The 22,638-nt window shown below is 48.6% G+C and carries 25 protein-coding genes; 14 read left to right on the forward strand and 11 right to left on the reverse strand.

Going from position 1 to position 22,638, the window contains the following annotated elements:
• Positions 1–188, reverse strand: a 188-nt coding sequence (locus tag M0R47_RS02315; protein WP_292549746.1) for a hypothetical protein, incomplete at its 3' end; no start/stop codon positions are given.
• Between the two features lie 24 nt (positions 189–212).
• On the reverse strand, positions 213–1,607 hold the full coding sequence (gene argH / locus M0R47_RS02320) for an argininosuccinate lyase (protein WP_292549749.1): 1,395 nt from the start codon (positions 1,605–1,607) through the stop codon (positions 213–215).
• Between the two features lie 204 nt (positions 1,608–1,811).
• Between argH and hemC the strand changes: the two genes are divergently transcribed.
• From hemC to M0R47_RS02350, 6 genes are all read left to right on the forward strand, one after another.
• A complete protein-coding gene (gene hemC / locus M0R47_RS02325; protein ID WP_366513157.1) occupies positions 1,812–2,753 on the forward strand; it encodes a hydroxymethylbilane synthase in 942 nt (313 codons plus the stop codon).
• A gap of 39 nt (positions 2,754–2,792) precedes the next feature.
• A complete protein-coding gene (locus M0R47_RS02330; RefSeq protein ID WP_366513159.1) occupies positions 2,793–3,560 on the forward strand; it encodes a uroporphyrinogen-III synthase in 768 nt (255 codons plus the stop codon).
• A gap of 1 nt (position 3,561) precedes the next feature.
• On the forward strand, positions 3,562–4,806 hold the full coding sequence (locus tag M0R47_RS02335; protein WP_292549754.1) for a uroporphyrinogen-III C-methyltransferase: 1,245 nt from the start codon (positions 3,562–3,564) through the stop codon (positions 4,804–4,806).
• Between the two features lie 12 nt (positions 4,807–4,818).
• Entirely contained in the window at positions 4,819–6,054 is a 1,236-nt protein-coding gene (locus M0R47_RS02340) for a heme biosynthesis HemY N-terminal domain-containing protein (protein ID WP_292549757.1), read from the forward strand.
• Positions 6,055–6,129: 75 nt separating this feature from the next.
• The gene (locus tag M0R47_RS02345) at positions 6,130–6,336 is read left to right on the forward strand and encodes a type II toxin-antitoxin system HicB family antitoxin (protein ID WP_292549759.1); all 207 of its coding nucleotides are present in this window, start codon (positions 6,130–6,132) and stop codon (positions 6,334–6,336) included.
• Positions 6,333–6,545 carry a type II toxin-antitoxin system HicA family toxin gene (locus M0R47_RS02350; RefSeq protein ID WP_292549761.1) on the forward strand — a complete coding sequence of 71 codons (213 nt, stop codon included), beginning with the start codon at positions 6,333–6,335 and terminating at the stop codon, positions 6,543–6,545. The genes M0R47_RS02345 and M0R47_RS02350 overlap by 4 nt, the downstream gene beginning before the upstream one ends.
• Positions 6,546–6,765: 220 nt before the next feature.
• On the opposite strand, the gene M0R47_RS02355 is transcribed toward M0R47_RS02350, so the two are convergent.
• From M0R47_RS02355 to M0R47_RS02380, 6 genes are read right to left on the reverse strand one after another with little or no spacing between them, the layout of a single operon-like run.
• Complete coding sequence (locus M0R47_RS02355) at positions 6,766–7,272, reverse strand: hypothetical protein (protein WP_292549764.1); 507 nt, start codon at positions 7,270–7,272, stop codon at positions 6,766–6,768.
• A gap of 36 nt (positions 7,273–7,308) precedes the next feature.
• Positions 7,309–8,769, reverse strand: coding sequence for a 4-hydroxy-3-polyprenylbenzoate decarboxylase (ubiD, locus tag M0R47_RS02360; protein ID WP_292549767.1), 1,461 nt, complete (start codon positions 8,767–8,769; stop codon positions 7,309–7,311).
• Entirely contained in the window at positions 8,766–10,805 is a 2,040-nt protein-coding gene (gene prlC, locus M0R47_RS02365) for an oligopeptidase A (protein ID WP_292549769.1), read from the reverse strand. The genes ubiD and prlC overlap by 4 nt, the downstream gene beginning before the upstream one ends.
• A 7-nt stretch (positions 10,806–10,812) precedes the next feature.
• A complete protein-coding gene (locus M0R47_RS02370) occupies positions 10,813–12,168 on the reverse strand; it encodes an HDOD domain-containing protein (RefSeq protein ID WP_292549772.1) in 1,356 nt (451 codons plus the stop codon).
• 14 nt (positions 12,169–12,182) lie between these two features.
• Positions 12,183–12,686, reverse strand: a complete 504-nt coding sequence (locus M0R47_RS02375; protein WP_292549775.1) for an RDD family protein — start codon at positions 12,684–12,686, stop codon at positions 12,183–12,185.
• On the reverse strand, positions 12,687–12,866 hold the full coding sequence (locus M0R47_RS02380; RefSeq protein WP_292549778.1) for a hypothetical protein: 180 nt from the start codon (positions 12,864–12,866) through the stop codon (positions 12,687–12,689).
• Positions 12,867–13,205: 339 nt separating this feature from the next.
• Between M0R47_RS02380 and pcnB the strand changes: the two genes are divergently transcribed.
• The 5 genes from pcnB to panD all read left to right on the forward strand — a co-directional run bounded on the left by pcnB (position 13,206) and on the right by panD (position 17,168).
• Positions 13,206–14,456 carry a polynucleotide adenylyltransferase PcnB gene (gene pcnB / locus M0R47_RS02385; protein ID WP_292550152.1) on the forward strand — a complete coding sequence of 417 codons (1,251 nt, stop codon included), beginning with the start codon at positions 13,206–13,208 and terminating at the stop codon, positions 14,454–14,456.
• 14 nt (positions 14,457–14,470) lie between these two features.
• The gene (folK, locus tag M0R47_RS02390; protein ID WP_292549780.1) at positions 14,471–14,974 is read left to right on the forward strand and encodes a 2-amino-4-hydroxy-6-hydroxymethyldihydropteridine diphosphokinase; all 504 of its coding nucleotides are present in this window, start codon (positions 14,471–14,473) and stop codon (positions 14,972–14,974) included.
• 37 nt (positions 14,975–15,011) lie between these two features.
• Positions 15,012–15,827 carry a 3-methyl-2-oxobutanoate hydroxymethyltransferase gene (panB, locus tag M0R47_RS02395; protein ID WP_292549783.1) on the forward strand — a complete coding sequence of 272 codons (816 nt, stop codon included), beginning with the start codon at positions 15,012–15,014 and terminating at the stop codon, positions 15,825–15,827.
• Positions 15,828–15,832: 5 nt separating this feature from the next.
• Complete coding sequence (gene panC, locus M0R47_RS02400; RefSeq protein ID WP_292549785.1) at positions 15,833–16,675, forward strand: pantoate--beta-alanine ligase; 843 nt, start codon at positions 15,833–15,835, stop codon at positions 16,673–16,675.
• Between the two features lie 103 nt (positions 16,676–16,778).
• Positions 16,779–17,168 (forward strand): aspartate 1-decarboxylase, encoded by a 390-nt coding sequence (panD, locus tag M0R47_RS02405; protein WP_292549786.1) that lies wholly within the window; start codon positions 16,779–16,781, stop codon positions 17,166–17,168.
• A 229-nt stretch (positions 17,169–17,397) separates the two neighbouring features.
• Here the strand turns inward: panD and fliW are convergent, their stop codons facing one another.
• The 3 genes from fliW to M0R47_RS02420 form a co-directional block, all read right to left on the reverse strand.
• Positions 17,398–17,853, reverse strand: coding sequence for a flagellar assembly protein FliW (fliW, locus tag M0R47_RS02410; protein WP_292549789.1), 456 nt, complete (start codon positions 17,851–17,853; stop codon positions 17,398–17,400).
• An 88-nt stretch (positions 17,854–17,941) separates the two neighbouring features.
• Positions 17,942–19,162, reverse strand: a complete 1,221-nt coding sequence (locus M0R47_RS02415) for a flagellar assembly protein T N-terminal domain-containing protein (protein WP_292549792.1) — start codon at positions 19,160–19,162, stop codon at positions 17,942–17,944.
• A 211-nt stretch (positions 19,163–19,373) separates the two neighbouring features.
• Positions 19,374–19,991 (reverse strand): LPP20 family lipoprotein, encoded by a 618-nt coding sequence (locus tag M0R47_RS02420; protein WP_292549794.1) that lies wholly within the window; start codon positions 19,989–19,991, stop codon positions 19,374–19,376.
• 144 nt (positions 19,992–20,135) lie between these two features.
• Between M0R47_RS02420 and rlmH the strand changes: the two genes are divergently transcribed.
• Genes rlmH through rng form a run of 3 tightly spaced genes read left to right on the forward strand, consistent with a single transcriptional unit; the run spans position 20,136 to position 22,629 of the window.
• Positions 20,136–20,603 carry a 23S rRNA (pseudouridine(1915)-N(3))-methyltransferase RlmH gene (gene rlmH / locus M0R47_RS02425; protein WP_292549797.1) on the forward strand — a complete coding sequence of 156 codons (468 nt, stop codon included), beginning with the start codon at positions 20,136–20,138 and terminating at the stop codon, positions 20,601–20,603.
• Positions 20,603–21,178, forward strand: a complete 576-nt coding sequence (locus M0R47_RS02430; protein ID WP_292549800.1) for a Maf family protein — start codon at positions 20,603–20,605, stop codon at positions 21,176–21,178. Before rlmH ends, M0R47_RS02430 begins: the two co-directional genes overlap by 1 nt.
• Complete coding sequence (gene rng / locus M0R47_RS02435; RefSeq protein ID WP_292549802.1) at positions 21,175–22,629, forward strand: ribonuclease G; 1,455 nt, start codon at positions 21,175–21,177, stop codon at positions 22,627–22,629. The genes M0R47_RS02430 and rng overlap by 4 nt, the downstream gene beginning before the upstream one ends.
• Positions 22,630–22,638 lie beyond the last annotated feature (9 nt).

Consider the following 22,638-nt stretch of genomic DNA (forward strand, 5'->3'; position numbering starts at 1 on the left):
CGATGGAAAAGCAACGGCAATAACTCCAAAAAGACTTGTTGGCGCGGCTGAAGGAATTCCTGAACACGTTGCTCGCGGAGTTGATTCAAGCGTTTAAAGCGTTGTCTGATCGTTTTGAGGTCTTGTATGCTGATTTCTTCGCCGGGAGAGCCTAAATGGATCGGGCGCTCAAGATGTGGTCTGATCATGGTCAATGGCGAAAACTCAATCTTTTATGCTGAAGCTAGGCTTTGTCGCGCTGTCAGGATCGCAAGTCTGACCGTATCGGGAGCGGTGCCGCCGATATGTTTACGGGCCGCAACCGAGCCTTCCAGCGTTAAAAAATCGAAAACATCGCTGGTAATCAAGCTTGAAAAATGCTGTAGCTCCGGCAAAGACAGCTCGGATAGGTCGCGTTGGCTTTCAAGTCCCAGGCGCACTGCCAAACCCACGACTTCATGGGCATCGCGAAATGCCATCCCTTTACGTACCAGGTAATCGGCAAGATCGGTGGCCGTTGCAAAGCCGCGTTTGGCTGAGTTGTACATGTTAGTTTTTTTTGCTTCGATATGGGGAACCATGTCGGCATAAGCCCGCAAGCAGTTGATTAAGGTATCGGCGGTATCGAAAAGCGGTTCCTTATCTTCCTGATTGTCTTTGTTGTAAGCCAATGGCTGACTTTTCATCAGCATCAGCAATGAAACCAAATGGCCGGTTACGCGTCCTGATTTGCCGCGCACCAACTCGGGAACGTCGGGATTTTTCTTTTGCGGCATAATCGAGGAACCGGTGCAAAAGGCATCGGGCATCTCTATAAAGTCAAACTGGGCGCTGGACCACAAGATTAATTCTTCGGAAAAGCGCGATAAATGCATCATGATCAAGCTGGCGGCCGCCGTAAACTCAATCGCAAAATCACGGTCGCTGACCGAGTCCAGCGAGTTAGCTGAGGGTCTGCTGAAACCAAGTAAATCGGAAGTCATCTGGCGATCTATCGGGTAGCTGGTTCCAGCCAATGCCGCAGAGCCTAAAGGCATGATGTTGATGCGTTTGCAGCAATCCTGGAGTCTTTCCTGGTCGCGGCTAAGCATCTCAAACCAAGCCATCAGGTGATGGCCGAAAGTAATCGGTTGGGCGACTTGCAAATGGGTAAAGCCCGGCATGATCGTATCGGCCTGTTGTTCTGCCAAATCCAGAATGGCTGTTTGCAGGCGCGTCAGTTGGCCTAAAATCTGATTAATTTCACTGCGCAGGTAAAGACGGATATCCGTCGCCACCTGATCATTGCGGGAGCGGCCGGTATGCAGCTTTTTTCCGGCGATGCCGATTAAATCAGTCAGGCGGGCTTCGATGTTCATATGAACATCTTCCTGTTTGATCGACCAGACAAATTCGCCGTTAATAATTTCCTGGGCGATTTGGCTAAGACCCTGAATAATAGCGTCGCGTTCCTGTTCGGTCAGAATGCCGCAAGAGCATAGCATTTTGGCATGGGCAATTGAGCCTTCAATGTCCTGCTGCGCCATGCGCTGGTCAAAATCGACAGAGGCGGTAAATACTTCGACAAAGGCATCGGTTGCCTGGGCAAAACGGGCGCTGGAAAGTTTGTCGGAATTAACGTTGGTCATGGTAGTTTTTGCTTGTGACTTAAATTGTTAAATTATACAGCTAAAGCTTACTCTCCTGCTAACGCTCCTTACCCGCATCATGGGTAGCAAAGCTTCCGCTCCAAGCTCACACCCCTTTGCCTACATCCTTGTAGGCAAAGAATTCAAGTTCGATTAACCGTCATCAACTTACACGGGTTACAATAGGACAATTTATTGTTAGAAATGAATGGTGTTCTTTTGACTGAAAAAATTATTCGCATTGCAACGCGCAAGAGCCCTTTGGCGTTATGGCAAGCAGAACATGTTGCAGAACGGTTGGAGCGGACATTTCCGGGATGCAGGACTGAGCTGGTCAAAATGACCACGCAGGGTGATAAGATTCTTGATGCGCCTTTGGCAAAAATTGGCGGCAAAGGTTTGTTCGTTAAAGAGCTGGAGCAAGGCATGTTGGAGGGTTTGGCCGATATTGCCGTGCATTCGATGAAAGATGTGCCGGTAGAGTTTCCGGACGGCTTGCATTTGGCAGCCATTTTAACCCGCGAAGATCCGACCGATGCGTTTGTCTCCAAGCGTTATTCGGCGCTGCAAGACTTACCGGCTAATGCCAGAATCGGCACGTCCAGTTTGCGCAGGCAATGCCAGATTAAAGAACTTTACCCCGATGCTGAAATATTGTCATTAAGAGGCAATGTCAACACGCGCCTGTCCAAGCTGGATGCCGGTGAATACGATGCCGTCATCTTGGCTTCGGCTGGATTAAAAAGATTGGGCATGGCTGAGCGCATTACTCAGAGTCTGAGTGCCGAGTTCAGTCTGCCAGCGAGCGGGCAGGGAGCTATCGGCATAGAATGTCGGAGCGGCGATACGGAAATCAACGAGATGCTGGCTGCGTTACACGATAGCGAAACCGGGCTGTGCGTGACTGCGGAAAGAGCCATGAACGCGTGTTTGAATGGCGGCTGCCAGGTGCCGATTGCCGGATATGCAACGGTGCAGGGCGATCAATTGTTCATGCGCGGCTTGGTTGGCAGTCCTGACGGTAGTGTGATATACCGGGCTGAACGGACAGGCGGCCTGGATAGTGCTGAAGCTATCGGCAAAATGGTTGCTGAAGACTTATTGGCACAAGGCGCAGATAAGATTCTGCAAGCACTGTTTCACTGAATGCGGCAAGATAGGTGAGGAGCGGGCGCTTTGAATAAAGTGTTGAGCGGCGTACATGTTTTAGTGACGCGGCCTGAGCATCAGGCGGAAAAGCTGAGTCGTTTAATTGAAGAGCAGGGCGGTATAGCTGTTCGGTTCCCGACGTTGGATATCGTTCCGCGGGATGACGACGACATAATATTTAACCTGAGGAATCTAGACAGGTTCCAATGGGTTATTTTTGTCAGCGCCAATGCAGTAAATTTTGCTCTAAAGGCGAATAGTGGCAAAATAGGCCACACGGAATCTGTGCGTTTTGCCGCAGTCGGGCAATCAACCGCGCAAGCCATGAAAATGGCCGGCTTGCCAGTCGATTTAATGCCTGAAAATGGCTATAACAGTGAAGCGTTGCTGGCAATGCCCCAGCTACAACAGGTCGAAGGGCAGAATTTTCTAATCGTTCGCGGTGAAGGGGGACGAGAACAGCTGGCAACTACGTTACGCAGCAGAGGCGCAGCAGTTAATTATCTGGAAGTATACAAAAGAATAATCCCCCGTATTGATAGCTCACCCGTTATGGAGTTGCTTAAGCAGCACAGGTTGAATGTCATTACCGTAACCAGTGCCGAAGCATTGCAAAACTTAAGTTTAATGCTGGGTGAAAAAAACAATAACAACAAGCTATTGTCATTAATACCTCTGGTGGTAGTTAGCGATAGAATCAGGTATATAGCTGCCGATATGGGGTTTAATCGAATTACTGTGACGGATAGTCCAATCGATACAGCAATTCTTGAGACAGTAATAACGTGTGTGACAGGGGAATAGAGTGACCGAGTTTAGTGAAAAACAAGAACAGCCTGTGAGCGAAAATAACAATGCTCGCAGGTCGCGTAGCGGACTCTGGTTTGGCATCATCATGCTGCTGATTATTTTAAGTGTGGCAGGTGTTGGTTTTTATCTTTTTCAGCAATTACGCTCTCAGCAGGATAATTTAGGCGGAGAAGTAAATAAAGGCGACATGCAGCTAATCGAGTTGTCGAAGCAGATTAGCGGTTATCAGGCGCAACTTGCCGCTATTCAATCCCAACTGGCAACTGTCGAAGCCGATGTGGCCGGAAAAGAATCCCATTTTTCCAAAACTCTAGAGGATTTTTCCCGGCTTCATAACGAAAAGCTGGACAGCACACGGACTGAATTAAATACCGCAGTTCAACAGGTACAACGTCAATTGGGCAAAACGCGCGGCGACTGGTTAATTGCCGATGCGGAGTATCTGTTAAGCATAGCCAATCAGCGTCTGTATCTAATGGGCGATGTTAATACCACCCGTGAAGCCTTGGAAGCGGCGGATCAACGTCTCAGGGAAAGCGGGGACGCCGGAGCGTTTAAAGTACGCGAACAAATTGCCAAGGATATTGCTGCCATCCGTAATGTCGCGGTAGCCGATACTGTGGGCATGTATGCCTCGATTCAAGCATTGCAAGATCAGGTCGGTAGCTTAACCTTGTTTTTACCGTACACAGGGAAAACACTGACTCAGCCCAAACCGGCCCCTCAACAACCGGCCGATAAGGAAAGCCAGGATCTGCTTGATTCTGCATTGGGACAGTTGGAAGGGGTAGTGACTCTTAGGCACACCGAACATCCGATCAAGGAAATATTAACGCCGGAACAAGCCCAGTTTATCCGTGAGCAGTTAAGAGTAAAACTGGAGATGGTCAAAATCGCCCTTGTTCAGCAAAACGAGCAGCTTTATCAATCCAGTCTGGCCGACGCAAAAAAATGGACCGAACAAAACTTCGTCAAGGATGAAGCGACCAACAAATTTGTTGCCGAACTGGATAAGTTTAATGCTGTCAAAATCCGTAGCCATTTCCCTGATATCAGCCTGTCGTTGAAAATGCTGAGAGACATCACCAAGCTCAGACTGGAAGCCGATAAGGCTATGGCGCCTGCGGAAAAGAGCAAATCGGAACAGCCCGAAAAACCAGCTGAACCAGCAAAACCGTCCGAGACAGCACCTCCCGCTGAGCCACAAAAACCGGTTGAAGCAGCGCCTGCCGCACAATAGGCCAGAGATTACATGATGAAAAATATAATGTATTTTCTAGGTTCGCTTCTTATTGCCGTTGCCGCGGCTTTTTTTGTCAACACATGGCTGGGCGGATTTGACAGCCCGGGCTATGTATTAATAGGTATCGGACATTGGTCTCTTGAAACATCGCTAATCGTTTTCTCGGTTAGCTTGATCATGGGCTTTTTTGTGTTTTATATCTTCTTTAGATTTTTAGGCTGGCTGCTCAGACTGCCGGGCCAAATCAAGAATCGCGGCAAAAGCATCAAATTCAACCGTTCGCAAGAAGCCCTAATCGCAGGTCTGGTCGATTCCGCCGAAGGTAACTGGGAAAAAGCCGAAAAAGTATTGATCAAGCATGCCTCGCACAGCGGCGCTCCGTTAATCCACTATTTGACCGCAGCCAGAGCCGCACAATCCCGTGGCGCCTATGATAAAAGGGACGAATACCTGAGAAAAGCCGCCGACCAGGCGCCGGGTTCCGACGTGGCCATAGGCCTGACTCAAGCCGAATTGCACCTTTCGGACAAACAGTTCGAACAAGCGCTGGAAACACTGACTCGCCTGCATTCCATTGATCCGACTCACGCCAGCGTTTTAAAACTGATGCATCAAGCTTATCAGCAAGCCGGTGATTGGGAAGGCATCCGCAACCTGATCCCATCATTGAACAACAATAAAGTGTTGATGGAAGCCGAGATAAAACTGCTGGAAACCGAAGCGTACAGCAAATTGTTAAAGCAAGCGGCCGAGCGGGGCAACGCTGATGAAATTGAATCGCTATGGTCGGAAATTCCCGATTACATAAGAAATATGAAAGGCGTTTCAGCGATTTATTTTGCCGCGATGATTGAAGCGGGGGCGGGCGCAAGGGTTGAAGGGGGCTTGGCAAGAGCTTTGTCGACCACCTGGGATCAAACGCTGGTCGTGTTGTATGGCAATATTCCGTCGATTGACATCGCAAAACAGCTTGAAACAGCTGAGCAATGGTTACCCATGCATCCACGCGATGCCATATTCCTGACTGTTTTGGGCAAGTTGAGCATGAAGTGCGGAGACAACCAAAAAGCGACAACCTACCTGACCAAAAGTTTATCAATAGAGCCTACCGTTTCAGCTTACCAGCAATTCGGCGATTTGCTGTTTGCCCAAGGCGATAAAGACAGGGCCAGCGAATGCTATAAGCAGGGCCTGGAGCTGGCATCCAGTGAGATTGTCAGTCGGATTGATTTAATATCCGGTTAGGACGGAATAAAACCAAACGAACGTAGCGCTGCCGGACGTTTCTGGTATATTCGTTTTTTCATTTCTGGAGGCACCATGAATTTTCATATTGAGTATGAGCGCGAAGACGATGGCCGCTGGTTGGCAGAGGTTCCGGAAATTCCTGGCGTATTAACTTATGGCGCTACTGCCGACGAAGCAATGGCTAAAGCTGAAATACTAGCCCTGCGCGCACTGGCCGAGCGCATCGAAACCGGGGAAAGCCGCCCCATGCCAATCAACATTGAACTCGTTGCCGCATGAGTCAATGGCCTTCGGCAAAGGCCAAACGTGTTCTTGCCGCGCTGCTTAGCATCGGCTGGGAAATCAAGCGTCAATCAGGATCGCATCTCACGTTAGTTCGAGCCGGCTGGCCCGATTTCGTATTTGCTTTTCATAGCAGCGAAGAAGTCGGGCCGCGTATGTTAGCTCGTATTTCTAAACATACCGGGCTGAAGCCTAGCGACCTGTAGGCCGGAAGAAGGTCGGGCAAGCATTAGCGCAGCTGGGCGTTTTAGGCGTGTCGTGCTCTGAATAAAATCTCTAGATTGATTGGGTCGGAGCAACGCCAACCCAATCATTGCCGATAATATTACTCATGTAGAGTACGCACCGCGTACCACTTTCAAAGCAAAACTTCCTCGCTTAATAAAGGTACGCGATGCGTACCCTTGGCTTGGTTATATGATTATTTTATTTGTCTGAAACGATGCGCGATTTGATAAGATGGCTTCTTAAGAGGTCTATATCTTGTTGATCTTTAATTAATTTGCTTTTTGATGAAACAGCGCCCTCTTTCATCAAGATCAGATTTTCTACGGACGGAATGTGAACTGGGATATTGAACAGTTTTCCTATAATAGAACTCTCCATAAGTCGTTCAAAGGTAAGTCCATTACGTGCTGGCGTAATAATATCGCAGTGGTAAAACTGCTTAATAGGTGCGTGAATACCGGGGCTAGCGAATGAGTCATTCGTGAAACCATTAACTAGGCGAAGACTCCGAAGTGCATTCGCTATTTTTCCAGAGTTTTCCTTAGTGGGATTTACAAGTATATCGATATCGTCGGCTTTTCTCGATGAGCAGTACCAAGAGATGGCAAGCCCTCCTACAAGAATGAATTCTACGTCGAACGCGGAGAATACTTTTACGATTTCCTCGTTTGAGCCGCAGATTAGGTTGTCACCGATCCTGTTCATATTGATCCTGTATTGAGTAAAACTTGAGCGTACGACTTAAAACAAACTATCCCACATCTCATCCACCTTCTTGACCACCTCCGGCGACATCACGATAGTCCTGCCCCATTCCCGATTGGTTTCCCCCGGCCATTTATTGGTCGCATCAAACCCTACCTTGGAGCCCAAGCCTGAAACTGGCGAGGCGAAATCCAGGTAGTCGATCGGGGTATTTTCCAGTATGGTCAAATCCCTGGCGGGGTCCATGCGGGTCGTCATTGCCCAGATCACATCCTGCCAGTTGCGGACATCGACATCGTCATCGACGACGATCACGAATTTGGTGTACATGAATTGGCGCAGGAACGACCAAGTGCCCAGCATCACGCGTTTGGCGTGACCGGCGTACTGCTTTTTCATGCTGATCACGGCCATGCGGTATGAGCAGCCTTCCGGCGGCAGGTAAAAATCGACGATTTCCGGGAATTGTTTTTGCAAAATGGGTACGAAGACCTCGTTTAACGCAACGCCGAGGATGGCCGGTTCGTCGGGCGGTCTGCCGGTGTAGGTGCTGTGATAGATCGGGGCCTGGCGTTGGGTGATTCGTTCGATGGTGAACACCGGAAAATCGGCGACTTCATTGTAATAGCCGGTGTGATCGCCGTAAGGGCCTTCGGCGGCGAATTCATTGGGATAGATAAAGCCTTCCAGCACGATTTCGGCGCTGGCCGGAACCTGCAAATCGTTAAGCAGTGATTTGGCGACTTCGGTTTTGCTGCCGCGCAATAACCCGGCAAACGCATATTCGGACAAGGAATCCGGCACCGGCGTGACGGCGGCCAGTATCGTTGCAGGGTCGGCGCCTAAAGCTACGGAAACAGGGAACGGCTGGCCGGGATGAGCGGCCTGGAACTCTTTAAAGTCCAATGCGCCGCCGCGATGCGCCAGCCAGCGCATGATGACTTTGTTTTTGCCGATGACTTGCATCCGGTAGATGCCAAGGTTCTGCCGTTCTTTATTCGGGCCTTTAGTGATGACCAGCGGCCAAGTAATTAACGGAGCAGCATCTTCCGGCCAGCAGGTTTGGATTGGGTAATCGCCCAGATCGATTTCATCGCCTTGCCGAATTAGTTCCTGGCACGGGGGGGAACTGATTATTTTGGGCGCCATATTCAGCACTTGCTTGAACACTGGGAATTTCTCCCAGGCGTCTTTCATGCCTTTGGGTGGCTCGGGTTCTTTCAGATAAGCCAGCAGCTCGCCGATGCCGCGTAGCTCGGTGACGGACTCCGCGCCCATGCCCATCGCGACGCGGCGCGGCGTGCCGAACAGGTTGGCCAGAACCGGAATATTTGCACCTTTGGGATTTTCAAACAGCAACGCAGGGCCGCCCCGTTTCAGGGTGCGGTCGCAGATTTCGGTCATTTCCAGATAGGGATCGACTTCAACGGTAATGCGCTTTAGCTCTCCCTGCTTTTCCAGTTGCTTGATAAAGTCGCGCAGGTCTTTATAGATCATGCCGCGATGCCGTTATGTCTGAGTAACGCATCAATGGTCGGTTTGCGGCCGCGGAAGTTGATAAACAGTTCCATTGCGTCCTGGCTGCCGCCTTTTTCAAGGATGTTGGTTAAAAAGGCGTGGCCGGTTTCCGGGTCAAAAATGCCTTTTTCTTCGAACAGCGAAAAAGCGTCGCTGGACAACACTTCCGCCCATTTGTAGCTGTAATAGCCTGCTGCGTAACCACCTGCAAAAATATGCGAGAAGCTGTGCGCGAAACGGTTGAATTTGGGCGGCCGGACAACGGCAACCTGCTCCCTGACCTGTTCCAGGGTTTCATAGATACGGCCGCCTTTTTGCGGATCATAATCACGATGAATTCTGAAATCGAACAGACTGAATTCCAACTGTCTGACCATGATCATGCCTGCCTGAAAGTTTTTGGCTGCGATCATTTTGTCAAATAAAGCATCCGGCAGCGGTTCGCCGGTTTGATAATGGCCTGACATCAGTGCCAGTGCTTCCTTTTCCCAGCACCAGTTTTCCATGAATTGGCTGGGCAGTTCGACCGCATCCCATTCCACGCCGTTAATGCCGGAGACGCCCAGATGATCGACCTGGGTGAGCATGTGGTGCAAGCCGTGGCCGAATTCATGGAATAGGGTGGTCACTTCGTCATGGGTCAGCAGCGCCGGTGTATCGCCAGTTGGTGGGGTAAAGTTGCAGGTCAGGTAGGCGACCGGCGTTTGAATGGTATCGTCGAATCGCTTGCGGCTGACGCAATCGTCCATCCAGGCGCCGCCGCGTTTTTTGGCGCGGGCGTAAAGATCGAGATAAAACTGACCGCGTAGCTGGCCGTGTTTGTCATGAATCTCGAAAAAACGCACATCGGGATGCCAGCTGTCAAAGCCGGTAAGCTCGGATATTTGCAGTCCGTACAGCTTTGCCACGATCGCAAACAGGCCGGGCAGGACGCGGGTGACCGGGAAATAGGTCTTAACTTCTTCCTGCGACAACTGGTAAAAATGCTGGCGCATTTTCTCCGAATAATAGGCCATATCCCAGGCTTGCAGGTCTTTGATGCCGTAATATTTTTTCGCGAATTCGCGCAGTTCGGCCAGGTCCTTGCGCGCATGTCGCCAGGACCGGTCAGCCAAGTCTTCCAGGAAATCAGTGACTTCATCCGGCTTTTCAGCCATTTTGGTCGCCAGCGACAGTTCCGCGTAATTGTTAAAGCCTAGCAGGCGGGCTTTTTCATGGCGCAAGGCCAGGATTTTTTCCATGTTTTCGCTGTTGTCCCACTGTCCGGCATGCGGGCCTTGATCGGAGGCGCGGGTTGCGAAAGCTTCGTAGTGTTCGCGGCGCAATTCACGGTTATCGGCGTAAGTCATCACCGAAATATAGGACGGAAATTGCAGGGTGATCATCCAGCCGGCTTCGTTGTGGCTTCCGGCTGTCTGTTTGGCTTGAGCCAAAGCGGATTCAGGCAGCCCGGCCAGATCCTCTTCGTCCCTGATTAGCTTGCTCCAGGCATTGGTTGCATCGAGCAGGTTTTCTTCATAGTTGCTGGCAAGACTTGATAATTCCTGGCTGATGTCTTTGTAACGTTGCTTTTTTTCAGCATCCAGGTCGATGCCGGACAATTTGAAGTCTCTTAAGGCATTGCGGATGATTTTTTGTTGGGCGATATCCAGTGTCGCAAATTCGTCGCTTTCAGCAATAAAGCGATAAGCTTTAAACAGAGCTTCGTTTTGCCCCATTTCAGTCGAATAGGCGCTGAGCTTGGGCAGGCAAGCATTGTAGGCGTCGCGCAGCTCATCGCTGTTGACCACGGAATTCATGTGGCTGACCGGGGACCAGGCTTTGCTGAGTTTATCGTCCACGTCTTCCAGAGGTTCGATCAGGTTTTTCCATGTGTAGTGCTGCGTGGCTTGAAGGTGCTGTTCGACGGACGAGCGGGCCTCACTCAATAACTGATCGATGGCAGGTACGACGTGTTCCGGTTTGATTTTGGAAAACATCGGCAATGGAGAGTTGGCTAGTAATGGATTATTCATAGTGATCTCAGGAAAGGAAGTTCATGGCTGCGTTGATGCGATGTTTGGCTTTGTGCAGTATATCCAGGGAAAAGTCGGGGGTTAATTTGCTGTTTTTAAGTTTAACGTAGGCAGGTATCGAATTCATATACGGTATTTCCTTGGCCCGGTTGGTGCCGAAATAGCTGTGCAACTTGGCTAGTATGACGATATCAGCCAGATTCAACTGATCGCTGTCGCTTTCGCAGAACCAATCTTCAGCATACCGGGGAATGGCGGCTAATTCCGAAGTAAAGCCCAGTGTGTGCAATACCAGGGAGCCGACCGACGGACTCAAAAGCGGGATGGCGGACTCCAATATGTCCAAGTTCGGATATTCATTCGGATTTTGCTCGGCAAAATGCAATATCGGTATGGTACCTATGTCGGTGATCAGGCCGGCTAATAAGGCATCTTCAGGGTTAACCGTGCCGCTTTCCTGGGCAAGTACAAAACACAAGCTGGAAACATAGAGACTGGTTTTCCACAAGGTTTGCATTTTTTCCATCAGTTGTGGATTTTGGCATTGGAATAATTGTTTTAGGCTGACGCCCATAACCAGTTTTCGCGTTTGATCCAGGCCTAATCGAGTCACGGCTGCATGGCAGTTAGTGATCGGCGATATGGGCGAATATAGCGGACTGTTGGCCAGCTGGATCAGCTTGGCTACGATGGATGTATCTACCCCGATAATTCTGACAACCTCGCTGATGCCTAAGTCTTTTTCCAGCGCTTCTTTCAGCTTTATGGCGACATTGGGTAATGAGGGCAGGCTTAATTTATTGTCCCGGTAGCTCGCTGAAAAACTGGTGAAAAAACGGTTATTGGCAATTTGCTCAGGCAATTCAATGTCAATCAGCTCAACGGAAGCGGATTGTTGAAGGCTTTTATTCGACCATCGAGAGATAAATTCCCCTGAAATCGCCAAAATGGAAATGTCTGTTGCAGCAATGGCCGTTGCCCCGCAAATTTTACCGCTATTGAGCGGTAAGTTGGCCAGCGATGACTCTGCCGACAGGGTGTAGTGATTGTCGCTGTCAGGCTGAAGTTCAACGCTTCCTTCAAGCAGATAAAATACTGAATTGATTTTTTGGCCCAGCCTGAAAATTACAGAACCCTGAGTATAACGTAATGTCATGTGAGCCAGTTGCTCAACATAGGCGTCATCCATGTCTCGAAGCGGAGCCAGTCCTTTTAAAATGGTCAGCGGTAGTTTTTTATGCTCGGTGGAAACAGGTTCCGAACAGGTAGGTATATTTGAATTAACGGGGGGGGCAATGTCAGGTTTTTTTTCCGGGGCGGAGATCTTGGGGCTTCGGGGAAGTAATTTAGTAAGCCAATTCATGATGACATCGCGTGTTATTGTTTGGGAGGTATGTGGCCGGGGGCTTGGTAGTGATGTGTTTCGGGAGTGTTAAGAAAAAGGGTTGTTTTGGATAAATGGTCGTACCAGCTACGCTGATTTTTATCGATAAGTATCCACAAGAAGCCTAGTCCGAAAAAGCCCCATGATATGATGGCGGCCAGGAAGCGGAGCAAGGCCTGTTTCCAGCTGATGGGTTTCATATCAAAGGTAAGCACTCTTATTTTCCAAGCCCGCAAGCCCAATGTTTGTCCGCCGTGCGTCCAAAACCAGGCGTAAAAGAAGAAGCTGACTAGCAGAAGATAAATGGGGAAAAAGAATTGTTGACTAGTGAAAGCTTCGCCTGCATTTAAAGGAAGCAATACTGCGGTCGCGACAAATAAAACGGCGATCAGTAGCAGGAGGTCGTAAAATATAACTGCCAGGCGACGGAAAAAACCAGGCTTTGATGTGGGATCATTGCCTGGTTTTTGCGATATATTCTCTGTTGATCCAACCAATTAAATTTTGAATAAGGCTAGTTTTTGACCAAAATACATGCACATCGCCATTAGCGCTCCCAGCATTATGAGAGAAAACAAAAATGGCGGTCTGTGAAACAGAAGAATGAAGAAATCTGTTGCAAAAAGGCTGGTTAACAAAGGTTGGTCTATTAAGCTATTAAGAATCTTTTTGAACATAACAATTCCAGTCAAGCACGCTAATGTTTGTGCGATGTTTAAAAAATGGTTGTCTGATCTTTTATCTGGTATGTGCAACGTGATGTAATTTAGAATTGCTTGAAAAAATCAGAGTGATGATTCTACTCCATTCAAAACAGGAATGTAAAAGAAACTTGCGGATTGGGTTAGAATTCATTACCAATGATATAATTAAAGTAATTAGAAAAATAACAAGGTGTAAAGACTATTTTAAACTTCTTTAAAAAAATTATTAAATCAGCCAAAAATGAAGCTGAACCTGCTGGTCCACGAGTCAAAATATATTCACGTGCTGAACATAATATTTCACGCTCCCAGATCAGTGAGAATGCGCTGAAAGTTTTGTACCGTCTGCAAAAGGAAGGATTCGATGCTTACCTTGTCGGCGGCTGTGTGCGTGATTTACTGTTGGGGCGGGAACCCAAGGATTTTGATGTCGTAACCAATGCCGATCCTGATCAAGTTAGAAGGGTATTTCGGAATTGCCGGTTAATCGGCCGCAGGTTTCGTCTGGCGCATGTGCATTTTGGTCGGGAAATTATCGAGGTTGCGACTTTTAGAGGCGCAGGGGAAGAGCAAAGCGACAAGCAGGTGCTCAACAAGGAAGGAAGGCTGTTACGGGATAATGTCTACGGTGCCATCGAAGAAGATGTGTGGCGCAGGGATTTTACTGTTAATGCCCTATATTACAATATAAAAGATTTTTCAGTAGTGGATTATGTCGGCGGTATGGCCGACCATAAAGCGGGGGTGATCAGGCTTATCGGCGACCCTGACATGCGTTTTCGTGAAGACCCCGTGCGCATGCTGAGGGCGGTGCGTTTTGCCGTTAAACTCGGCTTCAATCTGGATCCTGAATGCGAGAAAGCGATACACAACGATGCCCAGTTACTGGCCAGCATCCCGTCCGCCAGGCTTTATGATGAAGCGATCAAGTTGTTTTTATTCGGTTATGCGCTGCAAACTTTTGAAATGCTCAGGCATTATGGGCTTTTCCAAGTGCTGTTTCCTGCCACTGAGAACAGTTTAGCGGTTGAAGACAGTGGTTTTCCCCGATTGTTATTGGTTAAAGCGCTGGAAAATTCGGATAACAGGATAGCGGAAGGCAAAACGGTTACGGCTTACTTTTTATTGGCGGCTTTTTTGTGGGAGCCGGTGCGGATGCTGGCTAAAGAAAAAATGGCGCAAGGCGAGGTTGAGTTTATTGCCTATCAGGATGCGGCCAGTGAGATTATTGCCCGGCAGATTAGAAGCACGGCTCTTCCTCGCCATATCAGTATGGCTATGCGTGAGGTTTGGAGTATGCAGCCCAAGTTTAATGCACGTACTGGGTCTAAGCCCAGTCGTTTGATCGGTCATCCTCGCTTTAGGGCAGCCTATGATTTTCTGGTATTACGCGCCGAGACCGGAGGCGCCGATCCCGAGTTGGCTGAATGGTGGACCACGTACCAGAATGCCAGTGATAATGAGCAAAGAAAAATGACTCAGCCCCCGCGCAGCAAAAAGTCAGGGCGCAAAAGAAGCTATTCCAGAAAAGGTAAAGACAGTACTCCAAAAACAGAACCTTAAAGTATTCGATAGTTATGGAAAATTCAAAAGCTGACTTGATAACCGCTTTTATAGGTTTAGGCAGTAATCTCGAAAACCCTGCGGAACAAATTAAATCAGCGCGCACGGCAATAACGCAAATACCCGGAGTGCGGGAGCTGGCATTTTCCAGTTTGTATCATAGTCCGCCGATGGGGCCGCAGGATCAGCCTGATTACGTTAATGCAGTGATGTGTGTCGCGACCGACTTGCCGCCGATAGATTTGTTGCGTCGGCTGCAGCACATCGAAAACAATCACGGTCGGGTCAGGAAAGCCGAGCGGTGGGGAGCAAGAACGCTGGATTTGGATGTGTTAATCTATGACGATCAGATTATTGAAATGCCTGATTTAATCGTGCCGCATCCGGGTTTGGCTGAACGGGCCTTTGTCTTGTATCCCTTGTTTGAGATCGCGCCTCAATTGACAGTGCCTGGAAAAGGCCATATTGTTGATCTGCTCGCCCAATGTCCCATGAACGGACTGAAGCGGCTGGATTGATTTTTGTTTCAGCAAAGCCGATATCTTCAAGAATAAAATGAACCAATATGCTTCCACAGCTACGTTAAAGCCGCTATCAATTATTGATCTTGCCGCCATGAAACAACGCTGCGAGAAAATTTCCTGTTTAACCGCCTATGACGCAGGATTTAGCGCCTTGATCGACAAGGTGGGAGTCGATGTGATGCTGGTGGGAGATTCTCTGGGGATGGTTATTCAAGGGCATGATACCACGCTGCCGGTTACTATCAGAGACATGGTTTATCATACCCGGTGCGTTAGCAATGCTCGGCAGAGGGCGTTTATTATCGCCGATTTGCCGTTTATGACTTACAGCACGACTGTCATCGCAGCTAAAAATGCCGCCAAGTTAATGCAGATTGGCGGGGCCCAAATGGTTAAGCTGGAAGGGCCGAGAATCGAGTGCGTCAGGTTTCTTGTAGATCAGGGCATTCCTGTTTGCGGGCATCTGGGCTTGTTGCCGCAGTCGATTAATCAATTGGGCGGCTATAAAGTTCAGGGCAAGGAAAAGGCGGCAGCAGAAAAATTATTGGCCGATGCTCATGAATTACAGCAAGCAGGTGCCGGTCTGCTGGTATTGGAGTGTGTTCCTGCGGCGTTGGCTAAAGAGATCAGTTTGCAGTTAACCATCCCTGTTATAGGTATCGGTGCTGGCGTAGATTGCGATGGGCAAGTGCTGGTGCTATATGACATGCTCAATATCGGCACAATCAAGCGTCCGCGGTTTTCCCGAAATTTCATGACTGGCGCGGCGAATATCGAGGAGGCTATCAGTGCCTATCACCAAGCGGTTAAGCAGGCCCTGTTTCCAACGGCTGAACATAGTTTTTAAGGCTTATGCGCACAGTTAACACAGTATCAGAATTACGCAATGCGGTTAGAGAGTGGCGTTCGGCAGGACAGAGCGTTGCCTTAGTGCCGACCATGGGCAATTTGCATGCCGGGCATCTGGCGTTGGTAAGCAAAGCCAAAGAAAAAGCCGATCGGGTGGTAGTTAGTATTTTTATCAATCCTACCCAGTTCGGTGTTGGCGAAGATTTTGAAAGCTATCCGCGTACCGAGCAGGAAGATCAGGAAAAACTCAATTCATCCGGTGCGGACTTGGTGTTTTTGCCCGCTGTTTCAGAGGTTTATGCGTCCGATGCCAAGACAATCGTATCGATAGCCGGTCTGTCCGAGTGGTATTGCGGAGCATCAAGACCCGGGCATTTTGACGGGGTTGCGACAGTTGTTTGTAAGTTATTTAATATAGTGCAGCCGGACACGGCTTTATTTGGATTAAAAGATTTTCAGCAGCTGACGGTAATACGGACAATGGTCAGGGATTTAAATTTTCCTATTGAGATAGTCGGTGTGGAAACGGTCCGGGAGGCGAGCGGGCTGGCGATGAGCTCCAGAAACGGCTATTTAAGCGCAGATGAAAAAGCTGTCGCCGCAAAACTGTATCAGTCCTTATGTATTGCACGCGATGCTATTTTAGCGGGACAGCAATCTTATGAGGACATCGAGAACAGCGCTTTACTGTTTTTACGAGACTGTGGTTTTCAACCGGAATATTTTACCGTGTGCAGGGCTGGCGACTTAAAAAAAGCAGGCATGGATGATATGGACTTGGTTTTGTTGGCGGCGGCAAGGCTTGGCAAAACCCGATTAATCGATAATATCTATTTTTCCAGATAAGTAATAGTAGGGTTTGTACGGATTGAAAAATGCTAAAAGTTGATGCATTGTTGCAATTAATGGATAATGCGCGGTTCTCAAGAGTATTTATATAGTTTTTATTATGCAAATCACAATGCTTAAAGCGAAATTACATAGAGCCACGGTAACTCATTCAGAATTGGGTTATGAAGGTTCTTGTGCGATTGACGGCAATATTCTTGATTTATCGGGTATCAGAGAATACGAACAGATACAGATTTATAATGTCAATAATGGCGCGCGTTTTACGACCTATGCTATTCGTGCCGAAGAAGGGTCTGGGTTATTTTCAGTTAATGGCGCCGCTGCCCGTTTGGCGTGTCCAGGTGACCTGATTATTGTCTGCGCTTATGCAATATTGGACCAAAAAGAAGCGGAAAATCATAAGCCTACCCTGATTTATTTTAATGAAAAGAACCAGGTCCAGCGCTCAGCCAATTCCATTCCCGTCCAAGCTGCTGCTTCCACTTGATTGCCTGCCTTATTCGCGGCACAAATCGATATTTGAATAGGCTGATTTTCTGATTCCATCCTAGGTACACGGCTACGCCGCAAAGTAGCGAGCATCTGTTCATGAAGTACCGATATTCCCGCAAAACTGCCGCTAAAAAGCGGCAGTAATAATAAATTCCGTAAAGATGCGGCTAAAGGTTGAATAATAGGCTCTTTTGGAGAGATTCCATCCAAGTTGCTAGCAATCTTTATGCACTTTCAGAAACATTAATTTCATTGCTGATGTCCGTCAGCGTTATGCTCTGCTCCACCTGAGTAAGTATCTTCTGTAAGCCGATTCTTTTTGCGCTGTTAATCACTAATGGGGATCTAATAGAGCCTTTAATGGTAGGTTGAGCCGATGCGTCTTTATGCAACATTATCAGTATGAGTATGTCGCTAATATCTTCAATTCCCAGTATGGCTTCTTCAGAATCATTTAAGATGAAGTCATAATTAATATTGAAAATAGAAGGTTGAGCGACTGAAAAGATAAGGGATTCGTCATCTAAGGATTGGAGCCAGAACACGAGAGGGTTGTCGCCCTCCTGATGAAATAGTTTGAAACGGGTTTGATCTTCAAAACCTGGGATTCCGTTAGGAAAGTTAATGATAGTGCTGGGATCAATGATTTGTTCGCCGAATATGCTTGATTTAATTTCCACAATGGACTCTGGTAAAAGTTAATGTAAGTACAAATATATAGTCTAAAGCTAACAGTATAGCAAGTGTCCGGTCTGTGTAATGAGCCGGTTACCAGGATTGTACCCAGTCTCCAATCCTGACTCCCAGGTCACGGGCAGGCGCTTCCAAGTTGCCAATGGAATAGCGTGGGGTTACAGTGACGAGGGTTACTACACCGGCAGGCTGCCTGTCTTTACCTACAAAACTGATACCGCCATCAAGATTCAAGTCTTCATCGCCCGTGCTGTAAACCACCAGCTGATCGCCGACATTAAGCCTTTCCTGCGTGCCAGCATCAATAAATACTTTGTCATCCTTTATTTCAACAATGCGCGTTGTAAAGGGGTGGCAGCTTAAGGCTTGGCGTATATCAGTGCTGGCCTGATTTATAAGTTGGGCTATTTTTTCGCCGGTTGACGTGGAGTTAAAGCGCTCACTGCCTACCGTATAAGTTGCAGGAATCCACACATCGCCTAAGACCTCATCGGTATAACGCTGTTGGAAGATTAATGCACCGCTATATCCGTCATGTACAAAAACATCAATTCCGATACCGCGCCTGGCCACCATGTCACGAACTAAACTTTTAACGAATGCCAAAGGCCCCGCGCCTCTCATGTATTCGGAAGATTCAACCTCCAAGTCTCTAATGACGCCGGACAGCACCAATTGCGTGCCGTTCGATGCTGCGACTTGCATGACTTTCGATGGGCGATAGGCTGTACGATCTTGTATTTCCGGAGCCAAGTCGGCTTTTGGGTATAAATTGATATTAGTCGCGTTGCTGCCTACAAAATCGCCGGACTCGATTAAATGGTTATTAAGCTCGCGTGGAATGCCGCCATATAGATCCTGCGTCTCATAACCACTGACCTGTTCCTGTTTAGCTAAAGGGAAGGCGGTTGCGACAATGCGTTTCCGATAATGAGTTGTGCAGGCGTTGTCAGCAGATAACTCGACCATTGCGACAACATGATAGATATCGCCAGTCGTCCATTCCCTGATAATTTTGGTATTTTTCACCGCAGCAGCGGTGCGCATGGAAAAAGTATCCAGGGCAACGTTATTTTGGTTGACGGTAGTTTGGCTATGAAGGTTAACAGACAATTGCATGGATGCCTGACGGATGGCGTCCTGCAATGCCTGCTGTTTAGCTAATAGCGGCATGTTTTTGTTAATAACAGCCTGGCCTTCAACAGTTACAACATCAGCACTAGGTTGAACAACGGCATACGATTGATTTAGTAAAACCAAGGATAACAGTATGCATTCAAATAATATTTTTGCCATTCATCAACTCTGTTTGTTGCTGTGCTTACAAGGGATGTAAGCAAGAAGCGGGTGCAGAAGTGGATGCTTTGACTAATTGCGGCGCTCCTGCAAAACCATTATTAAATGCTATTTGCAGTAATTTTCAAAGGTAATTGTTGTGGCTGCCGCCTTACAAATGTGCCAGCAATGAAAAAAGTTATGCCGAAAGTTTGTATGATTATTTGCCGGATTATTGATGACTAAATCCCTTGGTATTAGCATAATTGTTAATGCTTGATATCTTAGCCGGAGCATTGTCAGTGCTGTATGCCGGACTTTCCGTGTTTTGTTGGAGGCACTGGTTCATTAAAGCGCTTGGGCCGTTAAGACACTCATAAAGTCTGGGTGTCAAATCAAGCTCCACAACCGTCTCAAAAGTATCATCGCCGGCGTAAATATCGCTGCCGATAGCCGAGGTTTTTACTACCCTTGCTCCGCGTAAATAAGCATTAAGATTAATCTGGTAATTGTCGTGGCTGACTTCCATATCTCCGACCGTGGTTTGCCCGTGCAATTGAATGCCATTAAGCTGCTCGGCCAAACTCCTGTAAGCGTCCATTTTGGATGCCCTCATGGCCATTAATTTAATTTGCGAGCGCGAATACCGGTCGCTTTTTTCGACAGTGCCGTAGCCTTTCGCACTGATGGTTTTGTACGGCAGAAACGCAGTTGGCGGCGCTTTGCCGGTCGTGCAGGCGGTCATTAACAGGCTGATGGTTAATCCGGCTAGCGCCAACGACGATGTGAATATCGAGGGCTTGGCAAGAACCGGTGCGGCAAATATTGGCTTTAAAAAATTAATGTTCACGGTAGTCATTCCTGTGTCAGTTTGCCAATATAGCGGCTGATAAGCTTATTACTTAAGCTTTTTTGCAAGTTATTTTTGTTGCGAAATATAACTGCCAATAGGCCGCATTGCATCACAAGCCTGTTCTCCTGTATCCTGCGCAGCATGCAAATAAATCTGATTTCAGTAGGAAACCGTATGCCGGGCTGGGTGCAGCAGGGCTATGACGAATACGCCAAACGTTTACCCCGTGAATGCGAGCTGGTCCTTAAAGAAATTGCTCCGGGCAAGCGAGCCAAGAACAGCGATGTCGCCAGAATTGTGAAAGAGGAAGGCGAACGCATGATTGCGGCAATGCCTCAAAGTACACATATTGTCACCTTGGATATTCCCGGCAAACCCTGGACGACGCCCGAACTGGCACAAGCGATGCAACGCTGGCTGGAAGGCGGGCAGCATGTTTCCTTATTAATAGGCGGGCCGGAAGGTTTGGCGGATTCCGTAAAACAACTGGCACGGGAGTCATGGAGCTTGTCGAAGCTGACATTCCCTCATCCGCTGGTGCGCATCGTTGTGGCCGAGCAGATTTATCGTGCCTGGAGTATCCTCAACAATCATCCCTATCATCGTTAATGGCTGCGCAGATTATCCTTGCCTCAGCCTCCCCCCGGCGCAGGGAATTGCTGGATCAGATTAAAATCGTTTATCGCGTCCATCCGGTCGATGTTGACGAGTCGCCGTTGCTCAATGAAACGCCGTTGGACTACGTGCAGCGGCTGGCCGCCGAAAAATCTGCTGCATGCCTCGCAGAGCTGGGTGACAGCGTACCGGTTTTGGCAGCCGATACCGCTGTGGTTCTGGACGACTTGATTATGGGAAAACCCAAAGACCGGGATGATGCGTTTGCCATGCTACGGCTGTTATCCGGTAAAATGCATCGGGTTTATAGCGCAATTTCGCTCAGAGGGCGGCAGCATGATCAGGCGGTCAGCATTACCGAGGTGACTTTCAGGCCGTTGACGGAATGCGAAATGGAGGCCTATTGGCAAAGCGGCGAGCCGGGCGATAAAGCCGGCAGCTATGCAATTCAAGGCTTGGGCGGCGTATTTGTTGCGTCGATTAACGGCAGCTTTTCCGGCGTGGTGGGGTTACCGTTGTTTGAAACCGCGGAACTTTTATCCAGGCAAGGCATAGGTCTTTTCAAATGAGTGAAGAAATTTTAATTAACGTTACTCCGCCTGAGACACGTGTTGCGGTTATTGAAAATGGCGTCTTGCAGGAATTGATCATTGAGCGGACCCGGCAGCGGGGCTTGGTCGGTAACATTTATAAAGGTGAAGTGTGCCGTGTTCTGCCCGGTATGCAGGCGGCTTTTGTCGATATTGGCCTGCCGAGGGCGGCATTTTTGCATCTTTCCGACCTATGCGCCAAGGATCTGGAAAAGAAAGGATCGGAAAACATCGAGCATTACTTGCACGAAGGCCAGCATATTATCGTGCAAGTGGTCAAAGATCCCCTCGGCAGCAAGGGCGCGCGCCTGACCACAGAAATATCGATACCGTCGCGGTTTCAGGTTTATATGCCTTATGCGCAAAATTCCGGCGTGTCCCAGCGGATTGAATGCGAAACCGAGCGAGTCCGCTTAAGAGCCTGTCTCGACGCTTTCAGGCTGGAGCACAAATGCGGCGGATTTATCGCAAGGACAGCGGCAGAATGCATTGATGAGACGGTATTGATTGCCGATATGACATTCTTGCTGAAACTGTGGGAATCAATCGCGGCCAAGATCGCCACCGCCAAGCCCAAGCAGTTTATCCATAAGGACTTGCCGCTGAGCATTAGGACCTTAAGGGATTTATACAGGGAAGGCATTGAAAGAGTCCGGGTGGATTCAAAGGAAACCTACCATCGCCTGGTCGAATTTGCGGAGATTTTTGTGCCGGAAATTGTGCCTGTGATTGAGCATTACACCGGCGAGTGTCCGGTATTCGATATTTACAGCGTTGAGGATGAAATCCAAAAAGCGCTGGAGCGTAAAGTCAACCTGAAATCGGGCGGGCACCTAGTGTTTGACCAGACCGAATCGATGACCACCGTCGATGTGAATACTGGCGGTTATGTCGGTGGCCGCAATCTGGAAGAGACGATTTTCAAGACCAATCTTGAAGCGGCGCAAACGATTTCTCGGCAACTCAGGCTCAGGAATCTCGGCGGCATCATCATCATCGATTTTATCGATATGCAAAGCGAGGACCATAAAAAACAGGTTTTGCAGGCCTTCGAGCGGCATCTGGAAAAAGATCACGCCAAAACCAACATCACTGAAGTCTCGATACTGGGGCTAGTGGAAATGACTCGCAAAAGGACGCGGGAAAGTCTGGAGCATATACTTTGTGAGCCTTGCAGCGCCTGCGGCGGCCGCGGCGTTTTGAAAACTGCGGAATCCATGTGCCTGGAAATATTCCGGGAAATTATTCGCGAAGTCAGGCAGTACAAGGTTCAGAAAATATTGGTTCTGGCTTCCAACTCAGTTGTGGAAATGCTGCTTGATGAGGAAGCGGACATGCTGGCCGAACTGGAAGTCTTTTTGAACGTGCGCATTAAGTTCAGGGCCGAGGCTGAATACAATCAGGAGCAGTATGATGTGGTGTTGCTTTGAGGCGAAAGG

Source organism: Methylobacter sp. (genome assembly GCF_023227905.1).
Lineage (GTDB): Bacteria > Pseudomonadota > Gammaproteobacteria > Methylococcales > Methylomonadaceae > Methylobacter_A.

Bases quoted from the DNA above. Each gene is read 5' to 3' on its own strand.
- panC (WP_292549785.1), top strand. From the start codon at position 15,833: ATGCGCACAGTTAACACAGTATCAGAATTACGCAATGCGGTTAGAGAG.
- panB (WP_292549783.1), top strand. From the start codon at position 15,012: ATGAACCAATATGCTTCCACAGCTACGTTAAAGCCGCTATCAATTATT.
- M0R47_RS02350 (WP_292549761.1), top strand. From the start codon at position 6,333: ATGAGTCAATGGCCTTCGGCAAAGGCCAAACGTGTTCTTGCCGCGCTG.
- M0R47_RS02340 (WP_292549757.1), top strand. From the start codon at position 4,819: ATGATGAAAAATATAATGTATTTTCTAGGTTCGCTTCTTATTGCCGTT.
- M0R47_RS02430 (WP_292549800.1), top strand. From the start codon at position 20,603: ATGGCTGCGCAGATTATCCTTGCCTCAGCCTCCCCCCGGCGCAGGGAA.
- rng (WP_292549802.1), top strand. From the start codon at position 21,175: ATGAGTGAAGAAATTTTAATTAACGTTACTCCGCCTGAGACACGTGTT.
- prlC (WP_292549769.1), bottom strand. From the start codon at position 10,805: ATGAATAATCCATTACTAGCCAACTCTCCATTGCCGATGTTTTCCAAA.
- ubiD (WP_292549767.1), bottom strand. From the start codon at position 8,769: ATGATCTATAAAGACCTGCGCGACTTTATCAAGCAACTGGAAAAGCAG.
- hemC (WP_366513157.1), top strand. From the start codon at position 1,812: ATGAATGGTGTTCTTTTGACTGAAAAAATTATTCGCATTGCAACGCGC.
- M0R47_RS02355 (WP_292549764.1), bottom strand. From the start codon at position 7,272: ATGAACAGGATCGGTGACAACCTAATCTGCGGCTCAAACGAGGAAATC.
- M0R47_RS02370 (WP_292549772.1), bottom strand. From the start codon at position 12,168: ATGAATTGGCTTACTAAATTACTTCCCCGAAGCCCCAAGATCTCCGCC.
- folK (WP_292549780.1), top strand. From the start codon at position 14,471: ATGGAAAATTCAAAAGCTGACTTGATAACCGCTTTTATAGGTTTAGGC.
- M0R47_RS02415 (WP_292549792.1), bottom strand. From the start codon at position 19,162: ATGGCAAAAATATTATTTGAATGCATACTGTTATCCTTGGTTTTACTA.
- M0R47_RS02380 (WP_292549778.1), bottom strand. From the start codon at position 12,866: ATGTTCAAAAAGATTCTTAATAGCTTAATAGACCAACCTTTGTTAACC.
- argH (WP_292549749.1), bottom strand. From the start codon at position 1,607: ATGACCAACGTTAATTCCGACAAACTTTCCAGCGCCCGTTTTGCCCAG.
- rlmH (WP_292549797.1), top strand. From the start codon at position 20,136: ATGCAAATAAATCTGATTTCAGTAGGAAACCGTATGCCGGGCTGGGTG.
- M0R47_RS02345 (WP_292549759.1), top strand. From the start codon at position 6,130: ATGAATTTTCATATTGAGTATGAGCGCGAAGACGATGGCCGCTGGTTG.
- panD (WP_292549786.1), top strand. From the start codon at position 16,779: ATGCAAATCACAATGCTTAAAGCGAAATTACATAGAGCCACGGTAACT.